The 26939-nt window shown below is 70.6% G+C and carries 23 protein-coding genes and 2 riboswitches; of the genes, 8 read left to right on the top strand and 15 right to left on the bottom strand.

All coding sequences use genetic code 11. The features are described 5' to 3' along the window. Positions 1–148: 148 nt before the first annotated feature. The 4 genes from FPZ47_RS02335 to FPZ47_RS02320 form a co-directional block, all read right to left on the bottom strand. Positions 149–1882, bottom strand: coding sequence for an urease subunit alpha (locus tag FPZ47_RS02335; RefSeq protein WP_144947447.1), 1734 nt, complete (start codon positions 1880–1882; stop codon positions 149–151). Beyond that, positions 1882–2193: an urease subunit beta gene (locus tag FPZ47_RS02330; protein WP_144947444.1), complete on the bottom strand. Its 312-nt coding sequence runs from the start codon at positions 2191–2193 to the stop codon at positions 1882–1884. Before FPZ47_RS02330 ends, FPZ47_RS02335 begins: the two co-directional genes overlap by 1 nt. Further along, positions 2190–2492: an urease subunit gamma gene (locus tag FPZ47_RS02325; RefSeq protein ID WP_144947440.1), complete on the bottom strand. Its 303-nt coding sequence runs from the start codon at positions 2490–2492 to the stop codon at positions 2190–2192. The genes FPZ47_RS02330 and FPZ47_RS02325 overlap by 4 nt, the downstream gene beginning before the upstream one ends. A gap of 72 nt (positions 2493–2564) precedes the next feature. Beyond that, positions 2565–2999, bottom strand: a complete 435-nt coding sequence (locus FPZ47_RS02320; RefSeq protein WP_425461731.1) for a PaaI family thioesterase — start codon at positions 2997–2999, stop codon at positions 2565–2567. A 299-nt stretch (positions 3000–3298) separates the two neighbouring features. Here FPZ47_RS02320 and FPZ47_RS02315 point away from each other — a divergent pair, with 299 nt between their 5' ends. The 8 genes from FPZ47_RS02315 (at position 3299) to FPZ47_RS02280 (ending at position 15011) form a co-directional block, all read left to right on the top strand. Continuing rightward, positions 3299–3715, top strand: a complete 417-nt coding sequence (locus FPZ47_RS02315) for a BlaI/MecI/CopY family transcriptional regulator (RefSeq protein WP_144947434.1) — start codon at positions 3299–3301, stop codon at positions 3713–3715. A 14-nt stretch (positions 3716–3729) separates the two neighbouring features. Beyond that, positions 3730–4680 carry a M56 family metallopeptidase gene (locus FPZ47_RS02310; RefSeq protein WP_144947431.1) on the top strand — a complete coding sequence of 317 codons (951 nt, stop codon included), beginning with the start codon at positions 3730–3732 and terminating at the stop codon, positions 4678–4680. Positions 4681–4784: 104 nt separating this feature from the next. Beyond that, positions 4785–6248, top strand: coding sequence for an NADP-dependent phosphogluconate dehydrogenase (gndA, locus tag FPZ47_RS02305; protein WP_144947428.1), 1464 nt, complete (start codon positions 4785–4787; stop codon positions 6246–6248). A gap of 59 nt (positions 6249–6307) precedes the next feature. Beyond that, positions 6308–7756, top strand: a complete 1449-nt coding sequence (locus tag FPZ47_RS02300) for a GuaB1 family IMP dehydrogenase-related protein (protein ID WP_144947425.1) — start codon at positions 6308–6310, stop codon at positions 7754–7756. Positions 7757–7927: 171 nt separating this feature from the next. After that, positions 7928–9295 carry a hemolysin family protein gene (locus FPZ47_RS02295; RefSeq protein WP_144947423.1) on the top strand — a complete coding sequence of 456 codons (1368 nt, stop codon included), beginning with the start codon at positions 7928–7930 and terminating at the stop codon, positions 9293–9295. Next, positions 9292–10344, top strand: a complete 1053-nt coding sequence (locus FPZ47_RS02290) for a hemolysin family protein (protein ID WP_144947421.1) — start codon at positions 9292–9294, stop codon at positions 10342–10344. Before FPZ47_RS02295 ends, FPZ47_RS02290 begins: the two co-directional genes overlap by 4 nt. Before the next feature lie 312 nt (positions 10345–10656). Continuing rightward, complete coding sequence (locus FPZ47_RS02285) at positions 10657–12843, top strand: malate synthase G (RefSeq protein ID WP_144947419.1); 2187 nt, start codon at positions 10657–10659, stop codon at positions 12841–12843. 77 nt (positions 12844–12920) lie between these two features. Beyond that, the gene (locus FPZ47_RS02280; RefSeq protein WP_144947417.1) at positions 12921–15011 is read left to right on the top strand and encodes a substrate-binding domain-containing protein; all 2091 of its coding nucleotides are present in this window, start codon (positions 12921–12923) and stop codon (positions 15009–15011) included. An 18-nt stretch (positions 15012–15029) separates the two neighbouring features. Here FPZ47_RS02280 and gcvP read toward each other — a convergent pair whose 3' ends face one another. From gcvP to secA2, 11 genes are all read right to left on the bottom strand, one after another. Continuing rightward, positions 15030–17867 carry an aminomethyl-transferring glycine dehydrogenase gene (gene gcvP / locus FPZ47_RS02275; protein WP_144947415.1) on the bottom strand — a complete coding sequence of 946 codons (2838 nt, stop codon included), beginning with the start codon at positions 17865–17867 and terminating at the stop codon, positions 15030–15032. Between the two features lie 63 nt (positions 17868–17930). Further along, a riboswitch (glycine riboswitch) is annotated at positions 17931–18057 on the bottom strand. Next, a riboswitch (glycine riboswitch) is annotated at positions 18058–18155 on the bottom strand. A gap of 135 nt (positions 18156–18290) precedes the next feature. Continuing rightward, positions 18291–18923, bottom strand: coding sequence for a MerR family transcriptional regulator (locus tag FPZ47_RS02270; protein WP_168209334.1), 633 nt, complete (start codon positions 18921–18923; stop codon positions 18291–18293). Positions 18924–19220: 297 nt separating this feature from the next. Next, positions 19221–19715, bottom strand: a complete 495-nt coding sequence (locus FPZ47_RS02265) for a bifunctional nuclease family protein (RefSeq protein WP_144947411.1) — start codon at positions 19713–19715, stop codon at positions 19221–19223. Between the two features lie 92 nt (positions 19716–19807). After that, positions 19808–20548 carry a transcriptional regulator FtsR gene (gene ftsR, locus FPZ47_RS02260; protein ID WP_144947409.1) on the bottom strand — a complete coding sequence of 247 codons (741 nt, stop codon included), beginning with the start codon at positions 20546–20548 and terminating at the stop codon, positions 19808–19810. Further along, positions 20545–21024, bottom strand: a complete 480-nt coding sequence (gene garA / locus FPZ47_RS02255) for a glycogen accumulation regulator GarA (RefSeq protein WP_425461732.1) — start codon at positions 21022–21024, stop codon at positions 20545–20547. Before garA ends, ftsR begins: the two co-directional genes overlap by 4 nt. A gap of 296 nt (positions 21025–21320) precedes the next feature. Continuing rightward, positions 21321–21719, bottom strand: a complete 399-nt coding sequence (gcvH, locus tag FPZ47_RS02250; protein ID WP_144947405.1) for a glycine cleavage system protein GcvH — start codon at positions 21717–21719, stop codon at positions 21321–21323. Positions 21720–21741: 22 nt separating this feature from the next. Continuing rightward, positions 21742–22584: a DUF881 domain-containing protein gene (locus tag FPZ47_RS02245; RefSeq protein WP_210419811.1), complete on the bottom strand. Its 843-nt coding sequence runs from the start codon at positions 22582–22584 to the stop codon at positions 21742–21744. Between the two features lie 16 nt (positions 22585–22600). After that, positions 22601–22933, bottom strand: a complete 333-nt coding sequence (locus tag FPZ47_RS02240; RefSeq protein ID WP_144947400.1) for a small basic family protein — start codon at positions 22931–22933, stop codon at positions 22601–22603. A 55-nt stretch (positions 22934–22988) separates the two neighbouring features. Then, positions 22989–23915, bottom strand: a complete 927-nt coding sequence (locus tag FPZ47_RS02235) for a DUF881 domain-containing protein (protein ID WP_144947396.1) — start codon at positions 23913–23915, stop codon at positions 22989–22991. Further along, positions 23902–24537, bottom strand: a complete 636-nt coding sequence (locus FPZ47_RS02230; RefSeq protein ID WP_144947393.1) for a CDP-alcohol phosphatidyltransferase family protein — start codon at positions 24535–24537, stop codon at positions 23902–23904. Before FPZ47_RS02230 ends, FPZ47_RS02235 begins: the two co-directional genes overlap by 14 nt. A 68-nt stretch (positions 24538–24605) precedes the next feature. After that, entirely contained in the window at positions 24606–26930 is a 2325-nt protein-coding gene (secA2, locus tag FPZ47_RS02225; protein ID WP_144947390.1) for an accessory Sec system translocase SecA2, read from the bottom strand. Positions 26931–26939: the final 9 nt, after the last annotated feature.

The raw sequence follows: 26939 nt of genomic DNA, 5'->3' as shown, positions 1-26939 counted from the left end.
CACCGCTGTCGACGCCCGGGGGCTCAGCGCTGCGGGATCGGCGGCTGCGCCGGCCCGATGAGCCGGTCGAGCGGATGGGTGGAGATCAGCGAGCCGACGATGGCCCCGTCGCGGCCGTGGTAGTAGCTGAGCCGAACGGTCGCGGGTGTCAGAACAGGAAATAACGTTGTGCCATCGGCAGTTCGGCCGGAGGTTGTTCCGGCCAGACCTCGCCGTCGATGCGCACGGTGAAGGTGTCGGGGTCGACTTTGATGTCGGGCAGGGCGTCGTTGAGCGGCAGCTGCGCCTTGCCCACGGCGCGCACATCCCTGACCGGCACCAGCGGCCTGCCGACCGCGAGCCTGTCCGCCAGGCCCGCGTCGATGGCCTGGGGCGCGACGAAATGCACGGAGGTCGCCTTCGTGGTGGACGGGGCGGCGCCGAACATCGGCCGCGGCAACACGGGCTGCGGGGTGGGGATGGAGGCGTTCGCGTCGCCCATCGCCGCCCAGGCGATCATGCCGCCCTTGATGACCATGTGCGGGCGCACCCCGAAGAACGCCGGCTCCCACAACACCAGGTCGGCGAGCTTGCCCGGCTCCACCGAACCGATCTCGTGGTCGAGGCCGTGGGCGACCGCCGGGCAGATGGTGTACTTCGCGACGTAGCGGCGCGCCCGGTTGTTGTCGGCGGCTTGACTGCCCGAGGGGTCCCCGGGCAGCGCGCCGCGGCGGCGCTTCATCACGTGCGCGGTCTGCCAGGTCCGCATCACCGTCTCGCCGATGCGGCCCATGGCCTGCGAGTCGCTGCCCATGATCGAGATGGCGCCCATGTCGTGCAGTACGTCTTCGGCCGCCATCGTCGACGGCCGGATCCGGCTTTCGGCGAACGCCAGATCCCCGGGCACCGCGGGGTTCAGATGATGGCAGACCATCAGCATGTCCAGGTGCTCGTCGAGGGTGTTCACCGTGTACGGGCGGGTCGGGTTGGTGGAGCTGGGCAGCACATTGGGTTGGCCGGCGACCCTGATGATGTCGGGCGCATGGCCACCGCCGGCGCCCTCGGTGTGGTAGGTGTGGATCGAGCGGCCGGCGATCGCGGCCAGGGTGTCCTCGACGAACCCCATCTCGTTGAGCGTGTCGGTGTGCAGCGCCACCTGCACACCGGCGGCGTCGGCGACCGTCAGGCAGGCGTCGATGGCCGCCGGGGTCGATCCCCAGTCCTCGTGTAGTTTGAAACCCGAAGCGCCGCCGCGCAATTGCTCCCACAAGCCCTCGGCGCTGACGGTGTTGCCCTTGCCCAGCAGCGCGAAGTTGACCGGCCAGCCGTCCAGCGCTTCCAGCATGCGGCCCAGGTGCCAGGCGCCCGGGGTGACGGTCGTGGCCTTGCTGCCCTCGGCGGGCCCCGTGCCACCCCCGACGATGGTGGTGACGCCGGCGCCGATCGCCTCGGGCATGAGTTGCGGGCAGATCAGATGCACGTGGCTGTCGATCGCCCCCGCGGTCACGATCAGGCCGTTGCCCCCGATGACCTCGGTGGACGGCCCGACCACCAGGTCCGGGTGCACCCCCGACATGATGTCGGGGTTGCCGGCCTTGCCCAGCGCGGTGATGCGGCCGTCGCGAATCCCGATGTCGGCCTTGATGATTCCCCAGTAATCGAGGACGATCGCGCCGGTGATCACGGTGTCGGGCGCGCCCTCGGCCCGGGTGGCGCGCCCCTGGCCCATCGACTCGCGCAGCACCTTGCCGCCGCCGAACACCGCCTCGTCGCCGGCCAGACCCGGCCCGCCGCTGCGGTCCTCGGTGATCTCGACCAGCAAATCGGTGTCGGCGAGCCGGACCCGGTCGCCGGTGGTGGGCCCGTACACCAGGGCGTAGCGGTCACGGGACAGTGGCGCCATCAGTCGTCCAGCCTTCCGGGGGGATTCAGTGTCAGCCCGTGCACCTGGCGCCGTCCGCGCAGCGGGACCAGGCGCACCTGCTGGGGCACACCGGGTTCGAAGCGCACGGCGGTCGCGGCCGGGACGTCCAGCCGATAGCCGTGGGCCGCCTCGCGGTCGAAGGACAACGCCCTGTTGGCCTGCGGAATGTGAACGTGACTGCCGACCTGTATCGGACGGTCACCGGTGTTGACGATCTCCATCTCGAGGCGCGGGGCGCCCTCGTTGATCTCGATGTCGCCGCTGCCGTAGAGGATTTCGCCGGGAATCATGCGATCGGGTGGTGGACGGTGACCAGTTTGGTGCCGTCCGGGAACGTCGCTTCCACCTGCACGTCGGCGAGCATCTCGGGCACTCCCTCCATCACGTCATCGCGGGTCAGGACCTGGCAGCCGCTGGCCATCAGCTCGGCCACCGTGCGGCCGTCACGGGCGCCCTCGAGGATGTGGTCGCTGATGATCGCAACCGACTCGGGATGATTGAGCCGCAACCCCCGGGAACGGCGGCGCCGGGCGAGCTCGGCGGCGTAGGACACCAACAGGCGGTCCTGCTCGTGTGGCGTCAGGCGCATGTCTGGTGATCCTGCCACGCCGCGGTGCCGGGGCCGCCGACACCCCGGGCCGCCGACACCCCGGGGCGCCGTTCAGCCCGTGTCCGCCGCCGTCTGGAGGTTCTGCAGCCGCACCTGGCCCCGCGCCACGACCCGGTCGGTGGCGTCGGTGATCGTGACCAGCCACAGCTGCTGGCGGCGGCCGCGGTGGATCGGCTCGGCCCGGCCGTACACGGTTCCCGACCCGATGGAACGCAGGAAATCGGTGTTGTTGTTGACGCCGACGACATTCCCGCCGCCCTGGGTGGCGAGCCAGGTGTAGGCCGCCACACTGGCCATGCTCTCGACCATCGAGCAGTAGACGCCGCCGTGCACGAGACCCATCGGCTGCAGCAGCTTCGGCGTGACCTCGAGTTGCGCCCGGACGCCGTCCGGGCCGAGTTCGGTGTAGCGCAGGCCCAATTCGGTGTCGAACGGCGCGGTGAAGTCCGGGATGTTGCCGGGGGTGACCGTGTCTGGCGGTTGCACGTCCTTGTGTCTACACCATGGTGTCCACACCATCGGCGCGCGCGGCGGCCGGCGCCGGATCCCGTCCCGGAAACGGGCGAGCCCCGTGCGCAGGGCACGGGGCTCGCCGATCGAGTGGACCGGGGGTCACTGCAGCCCTCAGGACTCCGTCACGGTCCGTTGTCGCTCGATCACGGGCTAGCATAGGCAAGGCTGCCCTAAATTCGCAAGCCCGGCGGGCGACGCGGCCGGCTTTCGGTACGACGGCCGGTAGTACGCCGGGGTACGCTTGTCCTTACTCTTGAGGAGATGAGCAGACTATGGCCAAGCTGACCAGGTTGGGAGAACTGGAGCGCGCCGTGATGGACCACTTGTGGTCCGCGCCGGAACCCCAGACCGTGCGCCAGGTCCATGAGGCGCTGTCGGCGCGCCGCGACCTCGCGTACACGACGGTGATGACCGTGCTGCAGCGGCTGGCAAAGAAGAACCTGGTGTCGCAGATCCGCGATGACCGGGCCCACCGGTACGCGGCCGTGCACGGCCGCGACGAACTGGTCGCCGGGCTGATGGTCGACGCGCTGGCGCAGGCCGAGGACTCCGGGGGCCGGCAGGCGGCGCTCGTGCATTTCGTCGAGCGTGTCGGCGCGGACGAGGCGCAGGCCCTGCGGCGTGCGCTCGCCGAATTGCAAGCAAACCAACGCCCCGCGCCACCTGCTGGCGTGCCAGCGGAGGCCTGAGGGAGACTGGCAGCGTGTCCGCGCTGGCCTTCACTCTGCTCGCGGTGCTGCTGGTCGGTCCGGCGCCCGCCGTCCTGGCACGCGCGACGTGGCCGTTGCGCGCCCCGCGGGCGGCGATGGTGTTGTGGCAGGCCATCGCCCTGGCCGCGGTCCTCTCCACCTTCAGTGCGGGCATCGCGATCGCCAGCCGGCTGCTCATGCCCGGTCCCGACGGGCGGCCCACGGCCGGCGTCGTCGCAGCCGAGGGCACGCTGGGCTGGCCGCTGTGGACGGCGTGCATCGCCGCCTTCGCGCTGACCGTGCTGGTGGGTGCCCGGTTGACGGTCGCCGTGGTGCGCGTCGTGATCCCCAACCGGCGCCGGCGGGCGCACCACCGGATGGTGGTCGACCTCGTCGGGGTCGACCACGACGCCGCCCGCGTCCAGCCGTGCGCGCGGACCCGCGACCTGCGCGTGCTGGGGGTGGCGCAGCCGCTGGCCTACTGCCTGCCCGGAGTGCGCAGCCGCGTGGTCGTCAGCGAAGGGGCGCTGACCGCGCTCACCGGTGACGAGGTCGCGGCCGTGCTCACCCACGAGCGGGCGCACCTTCGGGCCCGCCACGATCTGGTGCTCGAGGCGTTCACCGCCGTGCACGCCGCCTTTCCCCGGCTCGTGCGGAGCTCCAGCGCGCTGCGCGCGGTGGCGCTGCTCGTCGAACTGCTGGCCGACGACGCCGCGGTGCGCGCCGCCGGGCGCGCTCCCCTGGCCCGGGCGCTTGTCGCCTGCGCGTCGGGGCGGGCGCCCTCGGGCGCGCTGGCCGTCGGCGGGCCGAGCACGGTGGTGCGGGTGCGCCGGCTGGCGGGGCGCGGCAACAGCCTGACCTTGTCGGCGGTCGCCTACCTGGCCGCGGCCGCCATCCTGGTGGTTCCCACCGTCGCCCTGGCCGTGCCGTGGCTCACCGAACTGCGGCGACTGTTCGATCTGTAGCGGGCGGCCAAACCGAAACTCCCCGGAGCGCCGATACGCCGCTGTGCCACAGTGTGTCGGAAAGGCTTGCAACAGAAGTTCTCCAAACTGAGAGGCGCGAAGACATGAGTTCGTCGGATGCCAATCCGAATTCCACGACCGGTACCGCGCAGATCGGCGTCACCGGCCTTGCCGTGATGGGCTCGAACATCGCGCGCAACTTCGCCCGTCACGGCTACACGGTGGCGCTGCACAACCGGTCGGTCGCCAAGACCGACGCGCTGCTCGCCGAGCACGGCGGCGACGGCGAATTCGTGCGCTGCCAGACCATCCCGGAATTCCTGGACGCGCTGGAGAAGCCACGCCGGGTGCTCATCATGGTCAAGGCCGGCGAGGCGACCGACGCGGTCATCAACGAGCTCGCCGACGCCATGGAGCACGGCGACATCATCATCGACGGGGGCAACGCCCTCTACACCGACACCATCCGCCGCGAGAAGGCGATGCGGGAGCGCGGCCTGCACTTCGTCGGCGCCGGCATCTCCGGCGGCGAGGAGGGCGCGCTCAACGGTCCGTCGATCATGCCGGGCGGTCCGGCCGAGTCGTACAAATCCCTGGGCCCGCTGCTCGAGGAGATCTCCGCGCACGTCGACGGCGTCCCGTGCTGCACCCACATCGGCCCCGACGGCGCCGGTCACTTCGTCAAGATGGTGCACAACGGCATCGAGTACTCCGACATGCAGCTGATCGGCGAGGCCTACCAGCTGCTGCGCGACGGGCTCGGCAAGAACGCCGCTCAGATCGCCGACGTGTTCGACGAGTGGAACTCCGGCGAGCTGGACAGTTACCTGGTCGAGATCACCGCGCAGGTGTTGCGCCAGACGGACGCCAAGACCGGCAAGCCGCTCGTCGACGTCATCCTGGACGAGGCCGAGCAGAAGGGCACCGGACGCTGGACGGTGAAGTCGGCGCTGGATCTCGGGGTCCCGGTCACCGGCATCGCCGAGGCCGTGTTCGCCCGGGCGCTGTCGGGTTCGGTGACCCAGCGCACGGCCACCATCGGGCTGGCCTCCGGCGAGCTGGGCGCAAAGCCGTCCGATGCAGAGCAATTCGTCGAAGACATCCGGCAGGCCCTGTACGCGTCGAAGATCATCGCCTACGCGCAGGGCTTCAACCAGATCCAGGCCGGCAGCACCGAATACGACTGGGACATCGCCCCCGGCGACCTGGCGACCATCTGGCGCGGCGGCTGCATCATCCGGGCGAAGTTCCTCAACCGCATCAAGGAGGCGTTCGACGCCGAGCCCGACCTGCCCACCCTGATCGTGGCCCCCTACTTCCGCAGCGCGATCGAAGCGGCAATCGACGGGTGGCGCCGCGTCGTGGTGAGCGCCACCCGGCTGGGTATCCCGATTCCGGGCTTCGCGTCGGCGCTGTCGTACTACGACGCGCTGCGCGCCGAGCGGCTGCCGGCCGCGCTGACCCAGGGTCTGCGCGACTTCTTCGGCGCCCACACCTACGGGCGGATCGACGAGCCGGGCAAGTTCCACACACTGTGGAGCGGCGACCGCACCGAGGTACCCGCCTAGCCCGTACCGGGCCGGACGGATCGCGTGACGAAGTGGGGCGACGGTGAAGTGGGGCGACGATGAGGTTTCTGGACGGGCATCGACCCGGGTATGACCTGACCTACGACGACGTCTTCATCGTGCCGAACCGCTCGGAGGTCGCGTCGCGCTTCGACGTCGACCTGTCCACCGACGACGGCTCGGGCACCACCATCCCCGTCGTGGTCGCCAACATGACCGCGGTCGCCGGGCGGCGCATGGCCGAGACGGTCGCGCGGCGCGGCGGCCTCGTGATCCTGCCGCAGGACCTGCCGATCCCGGCGGCGCAGCAGACCGTGGAGTTCGTCAAGAGCCGCGACCTGGTGCTGGACACGCCGGTCGTGCTCGAGTCCGACGATTCGGTGTCCGACGCGGTCGCGCTGATCCACAAGCGCGCCCACGGGGTCGCGGTCGTGGTCTTCGAGGGCCGCCCCATCGGCGTGGTCAGCGAAGCGTCCTGCGTGGGCGTGGACCGCTTCGCCCGCGTGCGTGACGTCGCCGTCAGCGACTTCGTCGCCGCACCGGTCGGCACCGACATGCGCAAGGTCTTCGACCTGCTCGAGCACGCCCCGATCGGGGTCGCCGTGGTGACGAATGCGGACGGCACGCTGGCCGGAGTGCTGACCCGCACCGGCGCGATCCGCGCCGGGCTCTACACCCCGGCCACCGACGCGCGCGGGCGGCTGCGCATCGGCGCCGCCGTCGGCATCAACGGCGACGTCGGGGCCCGGGCCCGCTCGCTGGCCGAGGCCGGCGTCGACGTGCTGGTCATCGACACCGCGCACGGGCATCAGGTCAAGACGCTGGAGGCGGTCGCGGCGGTCGCCGAGGTGGTCTCCGAACTGGACCTGGACCTGCCGCTGGTGGCGGGCAACGTGGTGTCGGCGGAGGGTACCCGGGACCTGCTCGAGGCGGGGGCGGGCATCGTCAAGGTCGGTGTCGGGCCCGGCGCGATGTGCACCACCCGGATGATGACCGGGGTGGGCCGCCCGCAGTTCTCCGCGGTCGTCGAATGCGCCGCCGCCGCCAGGGCACTGGGCGGCCGCGTGTGGGCCGACGGCGGGATCCGCCACCCGCGCGACGTGGCGCTGGCGCTGGCCGCCGGCGCGTCCAACGTCATGATCGGCTCGTGGTTCGCCGGCACCTACGAATCGCCCGGCGACCTGATGCGGGACCGCGACAACCAGCCGTACAAGGAGAGCTACGGGATGGCGTCCAAGCGGGCCGTCGTCGCCCGCAGCGGCGCCGACACGGCCTTCGAACGGGCCCGCAAGGCGTTGTTCGAGGAAGGCATCTCGACGTCGCGGATGGGGCTGGACCCCGCCCGCGGCGGCGTCGAGGACCTGATCGACCACATCACCGCGGGCGTCCGCAGCACCTGCACCTATGTCGGCGCCGCCAACCTGGCCGAACTGCACCAGCGGGCCGTCGTCGGCGTGCAGTCGGCCGCGGGGTTCGCCGAGGGCCATCCGCTGCCCCAGGGCTGGTGACCCGGGCGGGGCGGGACGTTCGCTACCATGGCAATTCCTGTGATTCCCGCCCGCAGCAAACCGCCGCGCGGCATCGAGCGAAGGGGATGACGTGCCGCAGGCACGCCTCAAGGCCGCTTACCCGCGGGTGAAGCCGCCGCCCGCGACGTTCCCGGGGACACCGGGAACACCGTGAACCTCACCGCCAGCCTGGTCGGCGTGCTGGCCATCGCCGTGCTGATCATCGCCAACGCGGTCTTCGTCGCGGCCGAGTTCTCCCTGACCGCGCTGGACCGCAGCACCGTCGAAGCCAACGCCCGCGCCGGGGCGCGCCGCGACCGGTTCATCCAGCGCGCCCAGAACAAGCTGTCGTTCCAGCTCTCGGGTGCCCAGCTCGGCATCTCCATCACGACGCTGGCGACCGGCTACCTGACCGAGCCCATGCTCGCCGACCTGCCGCACCCGTGGCTGGACGCGCTCGGGGTGTCCGATCCGGCGGGCGACGCGATCATGGCGTTTTTGGTGATGGTGGTCGTGACGTCGGTGTCGATGGTGTTCGGCGAGCTGGTCCCCAAATACCTCGCGGTGGCCCGCCCGCTGGCGACCGCGCGCGCCGTCGTGAGCGTGCAGCTGCTGTTCTCACTGCTGCTCACCCCCGCCATCCGGTTGACCAACGGCGCGGCAAACTGGATCGTCCGCAAGCTGGGCATCGAACCGGCCGAGGACCTGCGGTCGGCGCGCTCGCCGCAGGAGCTGCTGTCGCTGGTGCGCACCTCGGCGCGCAGCGGCGCCCTGGACGCGGCCACCGCCTCGCTGGTGCGGCGATCGTTGCAGTTCGGCACGCGCACCGCCGAGGAGCTGATGACGCCGAGGTCGAAGATCGTGGCCCTGCAGAGCGGCGACAGCGTCGCCGACCTGACTGCGGCGGCCGCCGAGTCCGGATTCTCCCGCTTCCCCATCGTCGACGGCGACCTCGACGAAACCGTCGGCATCGTGCACGTCAAACAGGTGTTCGCGGTCCCGTCGGCCGACCGCGCGCACACGCCGCTGACCGCGCTGGCCCGGCCGGTTCCGGTGGTGCCGTCGACGCTGGACGGCGACGCGGTGATGTCGCTGATCCGCACCAGCGACCTGCAGACCGCGATGGTCGTCGACGAGTACGGCGGCACCGCCGGGATGGTCACCCTCGAGGACCTGATCGAGGAGATCGTCGGCGACGTCCGCGACGAGCACGACGACGCGACCCCGGACGTGATGGCGGCCGGTCGCGGCTGGCGGGTGGCGGGCCTGCTGCGCATCGACGAGGTCGCCACCGCCACCGGCTATCGCGGGCCCGAGGGGCCCTACGAGACGATCGGCGGGCTGGTGCTGCGCGAGCTCGGCCACATCCCGACGGCCGGCGAGACCGTGGAGCTGACGTCGCTGGACTCCGACGGGCTGTCGGACACGCCGGGGCGCTGGCAGGCGACGGTGGTCCGGATGGACGGGCGCCGCATCGACCAGCTCGAGCTGACCGAGCTGGGCGGCCACGGCGGCCCCCCCGGGCGGGGACGCCGATGAGCGAGACGATGAGACTGCTGCTGGCGGTCCTGCTGATCGGGGTGAACGCCTTTTTCGTCGGGGCGGAGTTCTCGCTGATCTCGGTGCGCCGCGACCGCCTCGAGGCGCTGACCGAGCAGGGCAGGACCAGGGCGGTCACCGTGATCCGCGCCGGTGAGCAGCTGCCGTCGATGCTGGCCGGCGCCCAGTTGGGCGTCACGGCCGCCTCGCTGCTGCTCGGCCGGATCGGCGAGCCGGCGGTGTTCGACCTGCTGGCGACGGGCTTCGGGCTGACCGGTCTGCCCCCGACGGCGTTGCACACCGTGGCGTTCGCCATCGCGCTGGCGATCGTGGTGACGCTGCACGTGCTGCTCGGCGAGATGGTGCCGAAGAACATCGCACTGGCCGGTCCGGAGCGCACGGCCATGCTGTTGGTCCCGCCGTACCTGGCCTACGTGCGGATCGCCCGGCCGTTCATCGCGTTCTACAACCGCTGCGCCAACGCCGTCCTGCGGATGCTGGGCGTCGAGCCGAAGGACGAACTCGAGATCGCGGTCAGCACCGTGGAGCTCAGCGAGATGATCGCCGAGTCCGTCTCGGAAGGGCTGCTGGATCCCGAGGAGCACTCCCGGCTGACCCGGGCGCTGCAGGTGCGTACCCGGGTGGTCGGGGACGTGGTCGTTCCGCTGGGCGCGATCCGGGCGGTGCCGGTGGCCGCCACGGGCTCCGGGCCCACCGTCGGCAGCGTCGAACAGGCCCTGGCCGAGACGGGGTACTCCCGGTACCCGGTCGCGGGCCCCGACGGCCACTTCATCGGCTACCTGCACATCAAGGACGTGCTCACCCTCGGCGGCGATCCCGGGACCGCGATCGACCTGGCGGTGGTGCGGCCGCTGCCGCGGGTGCCCGCCTCGTTGCCGCTGGCCGACGCCCTGTCCCGGATGCGCCGCAGCAACAGCCACCTGGCCCTGGTGACCGGCGCCGACGGCTCCGGCGCCGGCGGGGTGATCGGCATGGTGGCCATGGAAGATCTGGTCGAAGACCTGGTCGGCGCCATGAACGAGGCGTAGCGGGAAGCCTCGGCGGGGCCCCTGCCGGCGCGGTGGGAGTGGCCGGCGGGTAGACCGGTCCGGACCCGTATGATCGCTACGGCTGCCAGTGAAGAAACGTGCTGGAGGGCCGAGGTTTCCGCGCCGCGGTGCGAGCGTTGCCGTCGAGCGGTGCTCGACGCCCGCCGCGGTGTCATCGGCGAGGCGGTCAGCGGGGCGTGACCTGCTGCTGCGGGTCGGCCGGAGAACGATCGTCAGGCTGCTTGTCGGTAGGCTGACGCCATTGCCAGCTGAGGGCCGGAGGTGCGAGCAGGCCCGTTACGGAGGAGAGAAATGACTGATCGCGTGTCGGTGGGGAACTTGCGGGTCGCCCGAGTGCTCTACGACTTCGTGAACAACGAGGCCCTGCCTGGCACCGACATCGACCCGGACAGCTTCTGGGCGGGCGTCGACAAGGTCGTCACCGACCTCAGCCCGCGGAACCGGGACCTGCTCGTCCGCCGCGACGAGCTGCAGGCCCAGATCGACAAGTGGCACCGGCAACGCGTCATCCAGCCCCTCGACCCGGACGCCTACCGCGAGTTCCTCACCGAGATCGGCTACCTGCTGCCGGAACCCGACGACTTCACCATCACCACCGCCAACGTCGACCCCGAGATCACCACGACGGCCGGGCCGCAGCTCGTGGTCCCGGTGACCAACGCCCGGTTCGCGCTCAACGCGGCCAACGCCCGCTGGGGTTCCCTCTACGACGCCCTGTACGGCACCGACGTCATCCCGGAGAGCGACGGCGCCGAGCAGGGCAGCAGCTACAACAGGGTCCGCGGCGACAAGGTGATCGCCTACGCGCGCAAGTTCCTGGACGAGGCGGCGCCCCTGGCGTCGGGCTCGTGGACGGACGCGACGGGGCTGAGCATCGCCGACGGCCGGCTGCGGATCGACCTCGGTTCGGAGTCCACCGGATTGGCGAGCCCGGAGAAGTTCGTCGGATACAGCGGCGAGCTGGGCTCCCCCAACTGGTCGGTGCTGCTGGTCAACAACGGCCTGCACGTCGAGATCCAGATCGACCCGGAGTCGCCGATCGGCAAGACCGACGCCGCCGGCGTCAAGGACGTGGTGCTGGAGTCGGCGGTCACCACGATCATCGACTTCGAGGACGCCGTGTCCGCCGTCGACGCCGACGACAAGGTCGGCGCTTACCGCAACTGGCTGGGCCTGAACAAGGGCGACCTGGCCGCCGAGGTGAGCAAAGACGGCAAGACGTTCACCCGCGTCCTCAACCAGGACCGCAGCTACACCACCCCCGACGGCGGCGAGCTCACCCTGCCGGGCCGCAGCCTGATGTTCGTGCGCAACGTCGGCCACCTGATGACCAACGACGCGATCGTCGACGCGGACGGTAACGAGGTTTTCGAGGGCATCCAGGACGCGTTGTTCACCGGGCTGTGCGCGGTCCACGGACTGACGGCCGGCGACTCCCACGGCGCGCTGGTCAACAGCCGCACCGGCTCGGTCTACATCGTCAAGCCCAAGATGCACGGCCCCGATGAGGTCGCCTTCACCGCCGAGCTGTTCAGCCGGGTCGAGGAGGTGCTCGGGCTGCCGCAGAAGACCCTCAAGGTCGGCGTGATGGACGAGGAGCGGCGCACGACGCTGAACCTGAAGGCGTGCATCAAGGCCGTCGCCGACCGGGTCGTGTTCATCAACACCGGCTTCCTGGACCGCACCGGGGACGAGATCCACACGTCGATGGAGGCCGGCCCCATGGTGCGCAAGGGCACCATGAAGAGTCAGCCGTGGATCCTGGCCTACGAGGACAACAACGTCGACGTCGGCCTGGCGGCGGGCTTCGAAGGCCACGCCCAGATCGGCAAGGGCATGTGGACGATGACGGAGCTCATGGCCGACATGGTCGAGCAGAAGATCGCCCAGCCCCGCGCCGGTGCCAGCACCGCCTGGGTGCCCTCGCCGACGGCGGCGACGCTGCACGCGATGCACTACCACAAGGTCGACGTGGCGGCGGTGCAGCGGGAACTGGCGGGCAAGCGGCGCGCCACCGTCGACCAGCTGCTGACCATCCCGCTGTCCAAGGAACTCGCCTGGGCTCCCGAGGAGATCCGCGAGGAGGTGGACAACAACTGCCAGGGCATCCTCGGCTACGTGGTGCGCTGGATCGACCAGGGAGTCGGGTCCTCGAAGGTGCCCGACATCCACAACGTGGACCTCATGGAGGACCGCGCCACCCTGCGGATTGCCAGTCAGTTGCTCGCGAACTGGTTGCGTCACGGCATCATCACCAGCGAGGACGTCCGGGCCGGGCTGGAGCGGATGGCCCCGCTGGTCGACCAGCAGAACGCCGGCGACAAGGCTTACCGGCCCATGGCGCCCCACTTCGATGACAGCATCGCATTCCTGGCCGCCCAGGACCTGATCCTGTCGGGCGCGCAGCAGCCCAACGGCTACACCGAGCCGATCCTGCATCGGCGCCGGCGGGAGCTCAAGGCCCGCGACGCGCAGTAAAATCGCCGTTGCCCGAGACCGGGCGCCCCATGCGATGACCCACGTGACCAGTCGACGGAAAGGCGGCGGACGCCGGTATGGGTAGGCACAGCAGGCCCGGCCCCGACGAACCCGTCGACCAACCCTCCGGCGAGCCCGGCCCGGGCGACGGGTTCGCGACGGGCGGGCCGTGGACGACCGACCCCTGGGGCGGCCTCGGCCACCCCACGCCGGAGTTCTCGCCGCGCGAGCCCGGCGGCGAGGCGGCGGCGGAGGCCGGCGCCGACGAGGACGACTTGCCCGACGCCGAAGATCGCTACCCGGCCGACGGCGCGTTCGGCGCGGGCACGCCCGACGAGTATCCGGAGTTCGCGCCGCGCCCTGCGGATGAGGACGGCGCCGGGCCGCGCGGCCCGGCACCGTCGGTGTTCCGGGGCGGGCACCGGGGCCTCGGCGACTGGCGCGGCGGCCACCGCAGCGTCGGCGGGCGCCGGGGCGTCAGCGTCGGCGTGATCGTCGCGCTCGTGGCCGTCATCCTGGTCGTCGGGACGGTGATCCTGTGGAGCTTCTTCGGCGACGCGTTGTCCAACCGCTCGCACCGCGCCGCGGTCCGCTGCGTGGGCGGCAAGGAGGACGTCGCGGTCATCGTCGACCCGTCGATCGCCGATCCGGTGCAGCAGCTGGCGGATAGCTACAACTCGTCGGCCGGTCCGGTCGGTGACCACTGCATGGTGGTGAAGATCAAGGCGGCCAACGGCGACGCCGTCCTCACCGGCTTCATCGGCCAGTGGCCGGCCGATTTGGGCGAGCGGCCGGCGCTGTGGCTCCCGGGTAGCTCGGTGTCCGTGGCGCGGCTCGCCGCGGCCACGGGCCCGAAGACGATCAGCGACAGCCGGTCGCTGGTCACGTCGCCGGTGGTGGTCGCCGTCCGTCCCGAACTCGAGCAGGCCCTGGGCAACCAGACCTGGGCCGCGCTGCCCGGCCTGCAGACCGACCCGAACGCCCTGGACGGGCTGAAGCTGCCGGGCTGGGGGTCGCTGCGGCTGGCGTTGCCGACGAGCGGCAACGGTGACGCCTCGTTCCTGGCCGGAGAGGCGGTCGCGGTCGCCTCGGCGCCTGCCGGTGCCCCGGCCACCCAGGGGATCGGCGCGGTCCACACACTGGTTGGCTCCCAGCCCAAACTGGCGGACAACTCGGTGGTGGAGGCGATGAACGCGCTGCTGGGCGCCGGTGACGCCGCGTCCGCGCCGGTGCACGCGGTGATCACCACCGAACAGCAGGTGTTCCGGCGCGGCGAGTCGCTGCCGGATGCCAAGGGCAAGCTGGGCGCCTGGCTGCCGCCCGGGCCGCCGCCGGTCGCCGACTATCCCACGGTGCTGCTCAGCGGCGAGTGGCTGACACAGGAGCAGGTTGCCGCGGGCAGCGAGTTCGCCCACTTCATGCGCAAGCCCGAGCAACTCGAGAAGCTGGCCGCGGCCGGGTTCCGGGTCAACGGCGTCAAGCCGCCGAGCAGCCCGGTGACGAGCTTCCCCGCGCTTCCGGCCGCCCTGTCGCTGGTTGATGACGGGCTGCGCGCCACGCTGGCCGAGGCGATGGCCGCACCGTCCAACGGGCTGGCCGCGACGATCATGCTCGACCAGTCGATGCCCGCCGACGACGGCGGCAAGACCCGGCTGGCCAACGTCATCGCGGCGCTCACGGGCAAGATCACGTCGCTGCCGCCCTCCGATGTCCTGGGGCTCTGGACCTTCGACGGCCACGAGGGCCGCGCCGAGGTGACGACCGGCCCGCTGTCCGACCCGGTCGACGGCCGGCCGCGGACGGCGGCGCTGCTGGCCGCGCTGGACAAGCAGTACTCCTCGCCGGGGGGTGCGGTGTCGTTCACGACCCTGCGCATGCTCTACCAGCAGAGGCAGGCCAACTACCTTGTCGGCCAGACGAACTCGATCCTGGTCATCACCGCCGGGCCGCACACCGACCAGACGCTCGACGGTGCCGGGCTGCAGGAATTCATCCGCACCGGCGCCGATCCGGCCAGGCCCATCGCGGTCAACGTCATCGACTTCGGCGCCGACCCGGACCGCGCGACCTGGGAGGCCGTCGCCCGGCTCAGCGGTGGCGGCTACCAGAACCTGGCGACGTCGGCCTCCCCCGACCTCGCCGCCGCGGTCAACACGTTCTTGGGCTGAGCCGGCCTCGTCGCCGGGTTAGGCGAACGACTCCACCGGCGGGCACGAGCAGACCAGGTTGCGGTCGCCGTAGGCGCCGTCGATGCGGCGCACCGGTGGCCACACCTTGGGCCGGAAGTTCTTGCCGAGCGGGTAGGCGGCCTCCTCCCGGGTGTACGGGTGGTCCCAGTTGGCCACCAGCAGGCACTCGGCCGTGTGCGGTGCGCCCCGCAGCGGATTGTCGTCGACAGTCCACTCCCCCGCGCCGACCCGGTCGATCTCGCGTCGGATGGCGATCATCGCGTCGCAGAACGCGTCGACTTCGGTCAGCGTCTCGCTCTCGGTGGGTTCCACCATCAGCGTGCCGGCCACCGGAAAGCTCATCGTGGGCGCGTGAAAACCGTAGTCGGCCAGCCGCTTCGCGACGTCGTCGACGGTCACGCCGGTCGCCTTGGTGATGCCCCGCAGGTCGAGGATGCACTCGTGGGCGACCATGCCGTTCTCGCCGGTGTAGAGCACCGGGAAGTACTCGTCGAGACGCCGCGCGATGTAGTTGGCCGAGGCGATCGCGGTCAGCGAGGCCGCGCGCAGTCCTTCGGCGCCCATCATCCTGATGTAGGCCCAGGTGATCGGCAGGATCGAGGCCGAGCCGTAGGGCGCCGACGCCACCGGGTGGCCCCCGGGCAGTTCGGGGGCGAACGGGTGCCCCGGCAGGAACGGCGCGAGGTGCGATCGCGCCGCCACCGGCCCGACGCCCGGGCCGCCGCCCCCGTGCGGGATGCAGAACGTCTTGTGCAGGTTGAGGTGGCTGACGTCGCCGCCGAACCTGCCGGGCCGGGCCAGTCCCACGAGCGCGTTGAGGTTGGCGCCGTCGATGTAGACCTGGCCGCCGGCGTCGTGTACGGCCGCGCAGATGTCGGCGACGTCGTGCTCGAACACCCCGTGCGTGGAGGGGTAGGTGATCATCAGCGCCGCCAGCCGGTCGGCGTGCTCGGCCACCTTGGCGCGCAGGTCGTCCAGGTCGACGTCACCTGCCTGACCACCCTTGTCGCGGCAGGCCACCACGACCACCCGCATGCCGGCCAGCGCCGCCGACGCGGCGTTGGTGCCGTGCGCGCTGGACGGGATCAGGCAGACGTCGCGGTGCGGTTCGCCCCGGCTGGCGTGGTAGCCGCGGATCGCCAGCAAGCCGGCGTACTCGCCCTGCGAGCCGGCGTTGGGTTGCAGCGAGACCGCGTCGTACCCGGTGATCTGCACCAGCCAGCTCTCCAGGTCGGCGATGAGGCGCCGCAGCCCCGGAGTGTCGGAGGCCGGGGCGAACGGATGCTGGCGGGCGAATTCCGGCCAGGTGACCGGCTCCATCTCGGCGGCCGCATTGAGCTTCATCGTGCACGAGCCGAGCGGGATCATGCTGCGGTCCAGGGCGATGTCCTTGTCCGCCAGGGTGCGCAGGTAGCGCATCATCGCCGTCTCGGTCCGGTGCTGCGTGAAGGCCGGGTGGGTCAGGAACTGCGATGTGCGGGTGGCGATATCGGCGGACACCGGTTCGGCGGGCAACGCCCCGAACGCCTCCAGCACCGCGGCCACGTGGTCGGCTGTGGTTGCTTCGTCGCACGCCACCGACACGTGGTCGGCGTCGACGCGCCACAGGTTGACGCCCTTGGCCTTCGCCGTGGCGACGACGGCGTCCGCGCGTCCGGGCACCCGGGCCAGGACGGTGTCGAAGTACGTGTCGTGCACGGTCGCATCGCCCAGCCCGGCGGCGATCGCCTCGGCGTGACCGTGCACCCGGCGGGCGATCGCGGTCAGCCCTTCGGCGCCGTGGTAGGCGGCGTACATGGCGGCCATCACCGCCAGCAGCACCTGCGCGGTGCAGATGTTGCTGGTCGCCTTGTCGCGGCGGATGTGCTGCTCGCGCGTCTGCAGCGCCAGGCGGTACGCCGGGGTGCCGTCGTCGTCGACGGACACGCCGACCAGCCGGCCCGGCAGTTGGCGCGCATGCTGGGGGTGCACCGCGAGATAACCGGCATGAGGTCCGCCGAATCCCATTGGGACGCCGAACCTTTGGCTGCTGCCGAACGCCACGTCGGCGCCGATCTCGCCGGGCGGGGTGATCAGCGTGCACGCCAGCAGGTCGGCGCCGACGGCGGCCAGCGCCCCGCGGTCGTGGGCCTGCGTCACCAGGGCCGCCCAGTCGGTGATCCGGCCGCTGGCGCCGGGCAGCTGGGCGAGGACCCCGAAGAACTCGCCGTCCGGCAATCCCTCGCGCAGGTCGGCGGTGACGATCTCGATGCCCAGCGGCCGGGCCCGCGTGGTCAGCACCGCGGCGGTCTGGGTGAAGACGTCGACGTCGACGGCCAGCCGGTTCGACGCGCCCCGGGCCGCGCGGTGCATCAGCGTCATCGCCTCGGCGGCCGCGGTGCCCTCGTCGAGCATCGACGCGTTGGCGATCTCGAGCCCGGTGAGGTCGGCCACCATCGTCTGGAAGTTCAGCAGCGCCTCCAGGCGGCCCTGACTGATCTCGGGCTGATACGGCGTGTACGCGGTGTACCACGCCGGGTTCTCCATGATGTTGCGCACCAACACCGGTGGGGTGAGCGTGTCGTAGTAGCCCTGCCCGATCATCGACACGGCCACGGTGTTCGCGTCGGCCAGCGCCCGCAGCTCGGTCAGCGCCTCGGCCTCGCCGGCCGGCGACGGCAACCCGTCGAGACCGGGCGCGGCACCGCTGTCGGTGAGCTTGTCGAGGATGCGGCTCGGCACCGCCCGGGCGGCCAACTCGTCGAGCGAGTCGACACCGATGACCGCGAGCATGGCGGCGACGGCCCGGCCGTCGGGACCGATGTGGCGCGTTGCGAAGGGTGCGTGGTCTGGCACTGGCGAACTCCTGACTGGACGGCCTGCAGAGGCATCGGAGGCATCGGAGGAAGAGGAATGCGGCCCTCTCCCTCTGTCTTCGCCCGTTCGCCAGGCGCCTGAGAGATTCGGCGCCGCTGATGCTCGGAGCGCCTTTCCCCATCGGCGGGTGCGGACCGATCCGGGTCCGCACCGCTTTCCAGAGACGTCGTAAACTCGCGCGGTCCGGGTGCCTGAGAGGTTGGTGGAGAGGTCTTGCTCCTTCGGCGCCCGTGACTGGCAGCCACGGAACTCTCCCGCCCGAGTGCGACGCGTCGTCCAGCTTACTCGCGCGGGCGTCCCCGCCGCGAGCGTGCGTGTCCGTACGGCGACACGCCGTAGAGCGTGTGCAATTGCGCACCCTCGCGCCGACGCGAGCGGGCTCGCGCCGGGAAAAAGGCGCGGCTAACCGATCTTGCGGTCGCGGTGCTTGCGCCGGGACGCCAGCTCGTCTTCCGGGGCGGCAATCGACTCGCCGCCGTCGGCGCGCTCGCCGGGGAAGTCGGCGATGACGCCGGTCAGCTCGCGCATCGCACCGGATACCGCGATGCCGAACACCCCTTGGCCGCCCTGCAGCAGGTCGACCACCTCTTCGGCCGAGGTGCACTCGTAGACGGTGGTGCCGTCGGAGAACAGGGTGATGTTGGCCAGGTCCTCGACGCCGCGCTGGCGCAGATGGTCGACCGCGACCCGGATGTTGTGCAGCGAGATGCCGGTGTCCAGCAGCCGCTTGACGATCTTGAGAACCAGGATGTCCTTGAACGAGTACAGGCGCTGACTGCCCGAGCCGGCCGCGCCGCGGATCGACGGGACGACGAGCGAGGTCCGCGCCCAGTAGTCCAGCTGGCGGTAGGTGATGCCGGCGATCTGGCAGGCGCTCGGCCCGCGATAGCCCACGAGGGCGTCGGGCACCGAGTCGTCGGGAAACAATCCGGGCTGCACGGGCTCGTACGGCCCGGTCGCGCTCTGATTCCCCTTGCTTGCGGCGTCCGCGTGGTCGGCTAGGTCCAGCTGTCCTTGACGTGGCTGCTCGCTCACGGTGCTTCCTCTCGCCGATCGCGCTCTCGTACTAGCTTCGTCACTGGCTGCACCGGCAGCCACGCCTGCTCGGGCCCGAGTGCTAGAGAGCTTACGCTGTTCGGTCGCCGCCGTGCCCTGTCTGGTCCTCAAAGTATGGCCGCCGCAACGGTGAGTAGGTGTGCTATCCGCCAGGCGTGTCGAGATCGCGGCGAGTTGAGACCCGTCCGTGACGTCCCCATCCGGGTGGCGGTCAACCGTGCGAACGTTTCCGGGACCGGGTGCGACCCGCGGTGACGGGGGAATCGATCCCGCAGGCTAGGAGGCCTTGAAGTCGTCGGGAGACACGCTGTCGAGAAACTCCTTGAACTTCTCCACTTCGTCCTCGCGGACAGGGGCGTTGGCGTCCTCGTCGCTCTCGTCGGGGATGAGCAACCCCGCCTGGGCGAGCACGGCTTCCTCCACGTAGATCGGAACGCCGACCCGCAGCGCTATGGCCACCGAGTCCGACGGGCGCGCCGACACGGTGATGTTGCGGTCGAACACCAGGTCGGCGTAGAAGGTGCCTTCCTGCAGGTCGACTATCCGCACTTCTTTCAGCGAATGTCCAAGCGCCGCAATCACATCCCTGATGAGGTCGTGCGTCAACGGGCGGGGCGGCTCCACGCCTTGCTGCTCGAGCGCAATGGCCGCGGCCTCGGACTGGCCGATCCAGATCGGCAGGTACCGGTCGCCGTCGGCTTCGCGGAGCAACAGCACCGGCTGGTTCTGCGGTTGCTCCACGCGAATGCCGACAACACGAACTTCGCCCATTTGTGTCTGACCTCCGCAACCTGCCGCCGTCTACAACCCATACTCGGCGCGACGTAGCGCCCGAACACCAAGTTTCGCTAGAAGTCTAGTCCTCAGCGGCGCAGAACGTCGCGAACGGCGGACTTGATCAGCGCTGTGTGCAACGTGATCGCGAGCGCCGCGACCTCACGGGCGAGATCGTCGGCGCGGTCGCGGGCGCCGGCCTTGCCGGCCTTGACCACCGGGCCGGCGATCTGCGCGATCAGGTCGGACTGCCGGTCGGCCGCGGAGCGAAAAGCCCGCAAATGCCGCGGCTCGACACCGTATTCGGACAGCGCCTTGGCGCACTGCAGGATCACGACGGCGTGCTCGTCGAAGAATCCGCCCGGGCCGGTGGTGACCACCCCGGCTTTCAGGAGCGCCGTCAGAAGGCCGTCGTCGACCCCCGAGCGCTCCAGGAGGTCCTCGCGACTCAGCCGCACGCGAGTCGGAGCCACCGCGGCCGTGTCGGATCCGGCGACCTCCCCGTCGTCGGTCACCGACACCAACCGCGGGACGCCGTAGGGCGATCCGGCGGCGGGCAGCTCGCCGTCGGGCTGGGCGTCCAGTTGCGCCCTGATCACCTTCAGCGGTAGGTAGTGGTCGCGCTGGGCGGTCAGGATGAACCGCAACCGCGCGCAGTCGTAGGCGGTGAACCTGCGATATCCCGACGCGGCGCGCTGCGGCGTCACCAGTCCCTCGGCCTCTAAGAACCTGATCTTGGAGATCGTGACATCGGGGAAGTCCGGCCTCAGCAGATCCAGTACCGCCCCGATCGACATCCCGGCCAGAGCCGGGCTATCGGGCGCGCTCACTGTCCTGAAGAACCTCCGTCGCCGTCGCCTTGCTTGGGCCCGGTCAGAAACACCAGGCGGAATTTGCCGATTTGCACCTCGTCGCCGTTCGCCAGCACCGCCGAATCGACGGGCTCGCGATTGACATAGGTCCCGTTGAGGCTGCCGACGTCGACGACATGGAATTCGTGGTTCTCCAGCCGGAATTCGGCGTGGCGGCGGCTGACGGTGACGTCGTCGAGGAAGATGTCGCTGTCGGGATGCCGGCCGGCGGACGTGGTCGGCTGGTCGAGCAGGAAGCGGGATCCCGCGTTCGGTCCGCGCTTGACGACCAGCAACGCCGAGCCCGCCGGGAGACCCTCCACCCCGGACACCGCACTCTCGCCCCCCGCCTGCGTGGGGGCGTCGAGCTCGTTGAGGAAGTCGGCCCGGAAGACGGAGGTCGTCTCCACAGTGACTTCGTCAGAAGTCTGGTCTTTGCCCATACCGGAGTCCATGTCCGTCACGCGCTGCTCCTCACTGGCCGCTGTGGCGTTGTCTGACCGGGCCGCTCGGGCCGGTCACCCACTTGTTTCTGTTCGCCCCGTACTGCTTGTCACTGCCTGCTCGGCACTGCCTGCTTATCCTGATGTGTCGACCGTACCGCGCGCCGCGTGACAATGGGCCCACCGCCGCGGGATTGGCAGCCCCTGCCCAGACCTACCCCCGCAAGCGGGAGTGACACCCCCATGATCGAGCTCGCCGCGCCGCACGCTTGGTCGCCGCGCACGGCTGGCAGGCACCTTAGCAATCGTCATTCGGTCAGCGTGCCGCGGTACGCCTGCGCGTCGAGCAACCCCGAAATCGCCGACTCCAGCCCGGCCACGTCCGAGGCCTGAACATCCAGCAGCCAACCGGCGCCGTAGGGATCGGAGTTGACCAGTTGCGGGCTGCCGTCCAGGTCGCCGTTGACCGCGGACACTTTGCCCGAGACCGGGGCGTAGAGGTCCGACACCGATTTCGTCGACTCCACCTCACCGAAGGGCTCGCCGGCGGTGAGTTCGGTTCCGACTTCCGGCAACTGGACGAAAACGACGTCCCCCAACGCCGCCTGGGCAAAGTCGGTGATCCCGATCCGCGCGGTGTCGTCCCCGCTGCGGCGAACCCACTCGTGTTCGGCGGTGTAGTGCAGATCGGGCGGGATATCGCTCACGGTAATCCTGTTCTGGTCGGGTTCACTTGACGGGCTGAGCGTATTGGTGCGGTTTTGGTTGCCGCAAGGTGGCCACCTCGACCCTGTCGGCCTGCTGCACCGACATCCGCGCACCGACGCGCTTGATGCTGTCCTCTGCGCCGCCCGGAATGTTCATCGCTGCGGCCAGCGTCGGCGGATCACCAATCGCCAGAACCGAATACGGCGGCGACAGCGTCTTGTTGTCGACGGTCAGCGAGCCGGGCACACCCGCTACCCAGGTATCCACACCTACCCGCACCGACTGGCGCGCGTCGTTGACCTCGATCGCCTCGGCGCCGGCGGCACGCAACTCGTTAATGACGTCGAGCATCGCCTCCGGCGACACCCCGGGCCCGGGATCCTCGATGGTGACGGTGACGCCCGGCCCCGTGGCCCCCACGGCGCCGGCGAGGATGGACAACGCGGCGAGTCGGGCCTGCGCGCTCTGGATCGCGGCCTGGTCGGTGTTTCCCGACGCCTGCAACGAATTCAGGGTGTTCTGTAGCTCGCTCACTTCGGTGTTGAGTGTGGCTTCGCGCTGCCGCAGCGAGTCCAGCAGCACGAGCAGGTCCGCGGGGCGGGCCGTATCCAGGGAGTCGCCCGTCTTGGTCTGGCGGACCTGTGTGACGATGGCGATCCCCAGGAGCAGGCACAACACGATGGCCAGCGTCCCGAAGGCCGGACTGCTGCGGTCACCGCGCAGGAATCCGGACCACCCGCTACGGTGCACCACCCCGATCTCGGGCCGCGGACGGTGGGCCGGTAACTCGTGGCGGCCGCCCCGCTGCTCCGCCCCGGAGCCGTGGGGTTCCTCGGCGGCGCGCTCGGGAGGGTCCTGGTTCACGCCGGTCCCCTCCCCGTCACGCACCGAACAACCGGCGGCGCAGCGCAGCGGCATTGCCGAAGATACGGATGCCCAGCACGACGATGATCGCCGTGGACAACTGGGTGCCGACGCCGAGCTGGTCGCCGACATAGACGATCAGCGCGGCCACGAACACGTTGAAGACGAAGGACACCACGAACACCTTCGAGTCGAAGATCCGCTCGAGGTAGGCACGCATCCCGCCGAACACCGAGTCCAGCGCTGCGACCACGGCGATCGGCAGGTAGGGCTGGATCGCCTCGGGCACCGCGGGGTGGAAAACCAGGCCCAGCAGGATGCCGGCGGCGAGCGCCGCGATACCGATCATGCGCGGGTTCCCGCCCGCAGCCGCTCTCGGGGGTGGTGTGCCACGAGGACTCCGCTCACTGCGACCCAATCTGCTTGGCGAACTTGACGTCCCGGATCGATCCGGCGGGCAGCGAGAGGCCGTCGGCGACGTCGACCGCGACGTCCACACCGTAGGACACCTCGAGCAGCCTCAGACGCTGCAACCCGGGGCTGTGGTCGAACACGTCGCGCATCGCGTGCGGCGCCCCGACCGCCAGGATCGTGTAGGGGCTGCTGGTGGGATTGTTGTTGACGAGAATCGCCCCGCCGGCCTGCCGGATGGTCGCGTTCGGACCGATCCGCACCCCGCCGACCGAGATGGCCTCGGCGCCGCTCTCCCACAGCGAGTTCACGACCAGCTGCAGGTCGCGGTCCAGGATGATCTGGGTGCTGCCGCTGACCCGTTGTTTGGACACGTCGGACAGGTTCGGGCTGACACCCGGGTCGGTCACGGTCACCTTCAGGCCCGGCCCGATGACCGGTGTGCTGGCGGCGGCCAGGCTCAGCGCGTCGAGGCGGGCCAGCAGCCGCTGCCCCGCGGCGTCGTCGGCCAGCGCCCGGCGCTGCACGTCGTCGACCCGCGTCGACAGGGCGCCGCGTCGCTGTGCCAGCTCGCCGGCGGTGGTCTCCGCCGAACGTACGCCCCGGACCAGCAGCTGCTGCTCGCTGCGGACGCCGGGCGCAACGGAGCGGGCCTGGGTGACCGCGAGCGCGAACACCGTCGCGATCAACAGCGCGGCCAGGGTCTGCCAGATCCAGCCGACGGCGCGCTCGCGGGCGGTGCGCGGCGTGGTCGAGCGGCCGCGTTCGGCGGCCGCCGCGGCGTACCCGGGGTCCAGGTGCTCGGACAGCAGGGCGCGCAGCAGGGAGGGCACCGGGATGTGTTGCGGCCGCGCGGCCGCGTGGGCGCTGCGGCCGGCGTTGGGGTCGTAGCCCCCGAGCCTGCGGTCAGCCTCTGCCATGGTCACCCCGCTCCTGCGCGACCGCTTGACGGGCGGGCCGGGCGAGCCTGGGCATCCGGCGCACCACCAGGGTCACCTGCACCGCGTAGAGCACGAACGCCCACAGGTACAGGTACATGCCCCAGAGCAGAAACGCCCATCCGCAGGCCCACACCACCCGGCTCCATAACGCGTCCCAGGTTCCCAGCAGAACCAGCGGAAAGCCAGCCATCAGCGCGAAGGTCGCGGCTTTGCCGAGGTAGGTCACCGGCAGCGCGGACAGTCCACGGCTGCGCAGCGACGGCAACGTCGCGGCCAGCAGCCCGTCGCGCGCCAGCAGGACGATCACGAACCACCAGGGCACGATGCCGCCGAAGGCCAGCACGATCGGCACGCTGACCATGTAGAGGCGGTCGACCGCCGGGTCGAGCAGGACGCCCAGGCGCGAGGACTGGTCGAGCAGCCGCGCGATCTTGCCGTCGGCCCAGTCCGAGGCGCCGCTGAACATCAGGATCGCCACCGCCCAACCGTTGGCGTGCGCGAACAGCAGGACGTAGACGAACGCCGGGATCAGCGCCAGGCGGAGAACGCTCAGCGCGTTCGGCACTGTCAGCACCCGGTCGGGCGGAGGCAGCGGCTCCATGAGCCGTGACCTTAGCCGACACTCGAGGGCCGACGTCCGCGAGCCGATGCCCGGGCGTGCGGCCGTCCTTAGCGGAACACCCCGGGCAGGCTCAGGGTCGACAACGTGTCGTCGGACAGCGGGTTGTCGTTGACCATGTAGGTCCACGTCGACGTCGGCCGCGCGAGCTTGGACAGGTCCAGCCCCGGCTCCTCCTCCAGGACGTTGGCGGTCTCGAACGTCTGCTGGGCCGCCTCGATCGCGTCGGCGGCCAGCGACGCGAACGCGTCGACCGCCAACCGGTGGAACTCGTCCAGCGGGTTCTGCCGGCCCAGCGCACGCAGGTGGATGCTTTCGCGGATGTCGGCCAGGTACGCCAGGTGATCGGCCCAGCCCCGGTCCAGGTGGTAGAGCATGATCTGCCGGCAGATCGTCTCGAGGCGTTCCTCGGAGATCTTCTCCGACAGCTCCGCGTAGCGCCCGGGCGCCAGCTCGGCCAGCTCCTCGCGCGCGGTCACGGAGCGCAGCAACGTGTTTCGCCGATCGACGATGATGGCGCGCTGCTGGGCTATCAGCTGGTTGTAGCGCCAGGTGTTGGCGTGCACGTCCAGCATCCGGCCCTCGGCGACGCGTTGGGCGTGGTCGAGCAGGCCGGCCGCCTTCGGGCCGAGGATTCGGCCGTCTTCGTCGGTCTGGGTGGGCAGCTTATTGCGGTCCAGGTTGGCCACCACGACGTCGTCCTCCCAACTGGAGAAGAACACCGTCGACCCCGGGTCGCCCTGGCGTCCGGCGCGCCCGCGCAGCTGGTTGTCCAGCCGCTCGGTGTGGTGGCGGCCGGTGCCCACCACGTGCAGCCCGCCCAGTTCGGCGACCTTGTCGTGGTCGGCCTCATCGGACCCGCCGAGCCGGATGTCGGTGCCCCGCCCCGCCATCTGGGTGGACACCGTCACCACCCCGTATTTGCCCGCCTCGGCGATCACCTGCGCTTCCTCGGCGTCGTTCTTCGCGTTGAGCACCACCGCCGGTATGTCGCGGCGCAGCAGGCGTTCGTGCAGCTCCTCGGACTCGGCCACGTCGCGGGTGCCGACCAGCACCGGCTGGCCGGTCGCGTGCACCTCGCTGATGTGCGCGACGATCGCGTCGTTCTTGGCGGCGGCGGTGATGTAGACGCGGTCGGACTCGTCCTCGCGGATATTCGGTTTGTTGGGCGGGATCGGCGACACGCCCAGCTTGTAGAACTGGCGCAGTTGCTCGCCGGCGGCCAGCGCGGTCCCCGTCATGCCGCACACGGTCGCGTAGCGGTTGATCAGCGCCTGCACCGTGATGGTGTCGAGCACCTCGCCGGTCTCGGTGGTCTCGATGCCCTCCTTGGCCTCCACGGCGGCCTGCAGGCCGTCGGGCCAGCGCTGCAGTTGGGCGATGCGGCCGCGGGAGGAGTTGATCAGGTGCACCGCGTCGTCGCGGACGATGTAGTGGACGTCGCGCTGCAGCAGCACATGGGCGTGCAGGGCGACGTTGACCTCGGTCAGCGTGGTGCCCACGTGTTCCTCGGAGTACAGGTCGATGCCGCCGAGCGCCTTTTCGACCTTGTGCGCACCCGCTTCGGTCAGATGGACGTTGCGGCTGTCGGCGTCGGTGTCGTAATCGGTGCCGGCGACGAGTTCGCCGACGAGCTTGATGATCTCCAGCCGCGGCGTCTCCCGGTGCGTGGTGCCGGCCAGCACGAGCGGCACCAGCGCCTCGTCGACGAGCACGGAGTCGGCCTCATCGATCAGGGCGACATCGGGGTTGGGCGAGACCAGGTCGGCGACGTCGGTCACCAACTGGTCGCGCAGCACGTCGAAGCCGATCTCGTTGACCGAGGCGTAGGTGACGTCACAGTCGTAGGCGGCCCGGCGATCCTCCCGCGTCGACTCCGCGGTGATCCAGCCGACGGTGAGGCCCATGGCCTTGAGCAGGGCGCCCATCCACTCCGCGTCGCGGCGGGCCAGATAGTCGTTGATGGTGACCACGTGCACGTGTCGGCCGGCCAGCGCGTACCCGGCCGCCGCGATCGCCCCGGCGAGGGTCTTGCCCTCACCGGTGGCCATCTCGATCACGTCGCCGGCAAGCATCCGCAGCGCCCCCAGCAACTGCACGTCGAAGGGACGCAGCCCGGTCGCCCGCTCGGCCGTCTCCCGGGCGATCGCGAGGAACTGCGCGATGTCGTCGGACTCGGCGAGGTCGTCGAGTTTGAGCAGCCCTGCGGCCTTGCGGAGCTGCTCGTCGGTGAGACCGGCGGCTTCCTCGTCGTACTCGGACGAGGAGGTGACCGCGGAGAGGGAGCGGCTGCGGTCCTTTTCCGTGCTGGCGCCGAGCAGTCGCCAGAACCGGCTGGTCAGGCGCCCCGGCTGGGCGCGGCTGGTCTTGGGCACAGCACAACC

The sequence above is a fragment of the Mycobacterium helveticum genome (assembly GCF_007714205.1).
GTDB classification, from domain to species: Bacteria; Actinomycetota; Actinomycetes; order Mycobacteriales; family Mycobacteriaceae; genus Mycobacterium; species Mycobacterium helveticum.
Note: the sequence above shows the minus strand (reverse complement) of the source record. Positions and strands in the feature narration are given on the sequence as shown.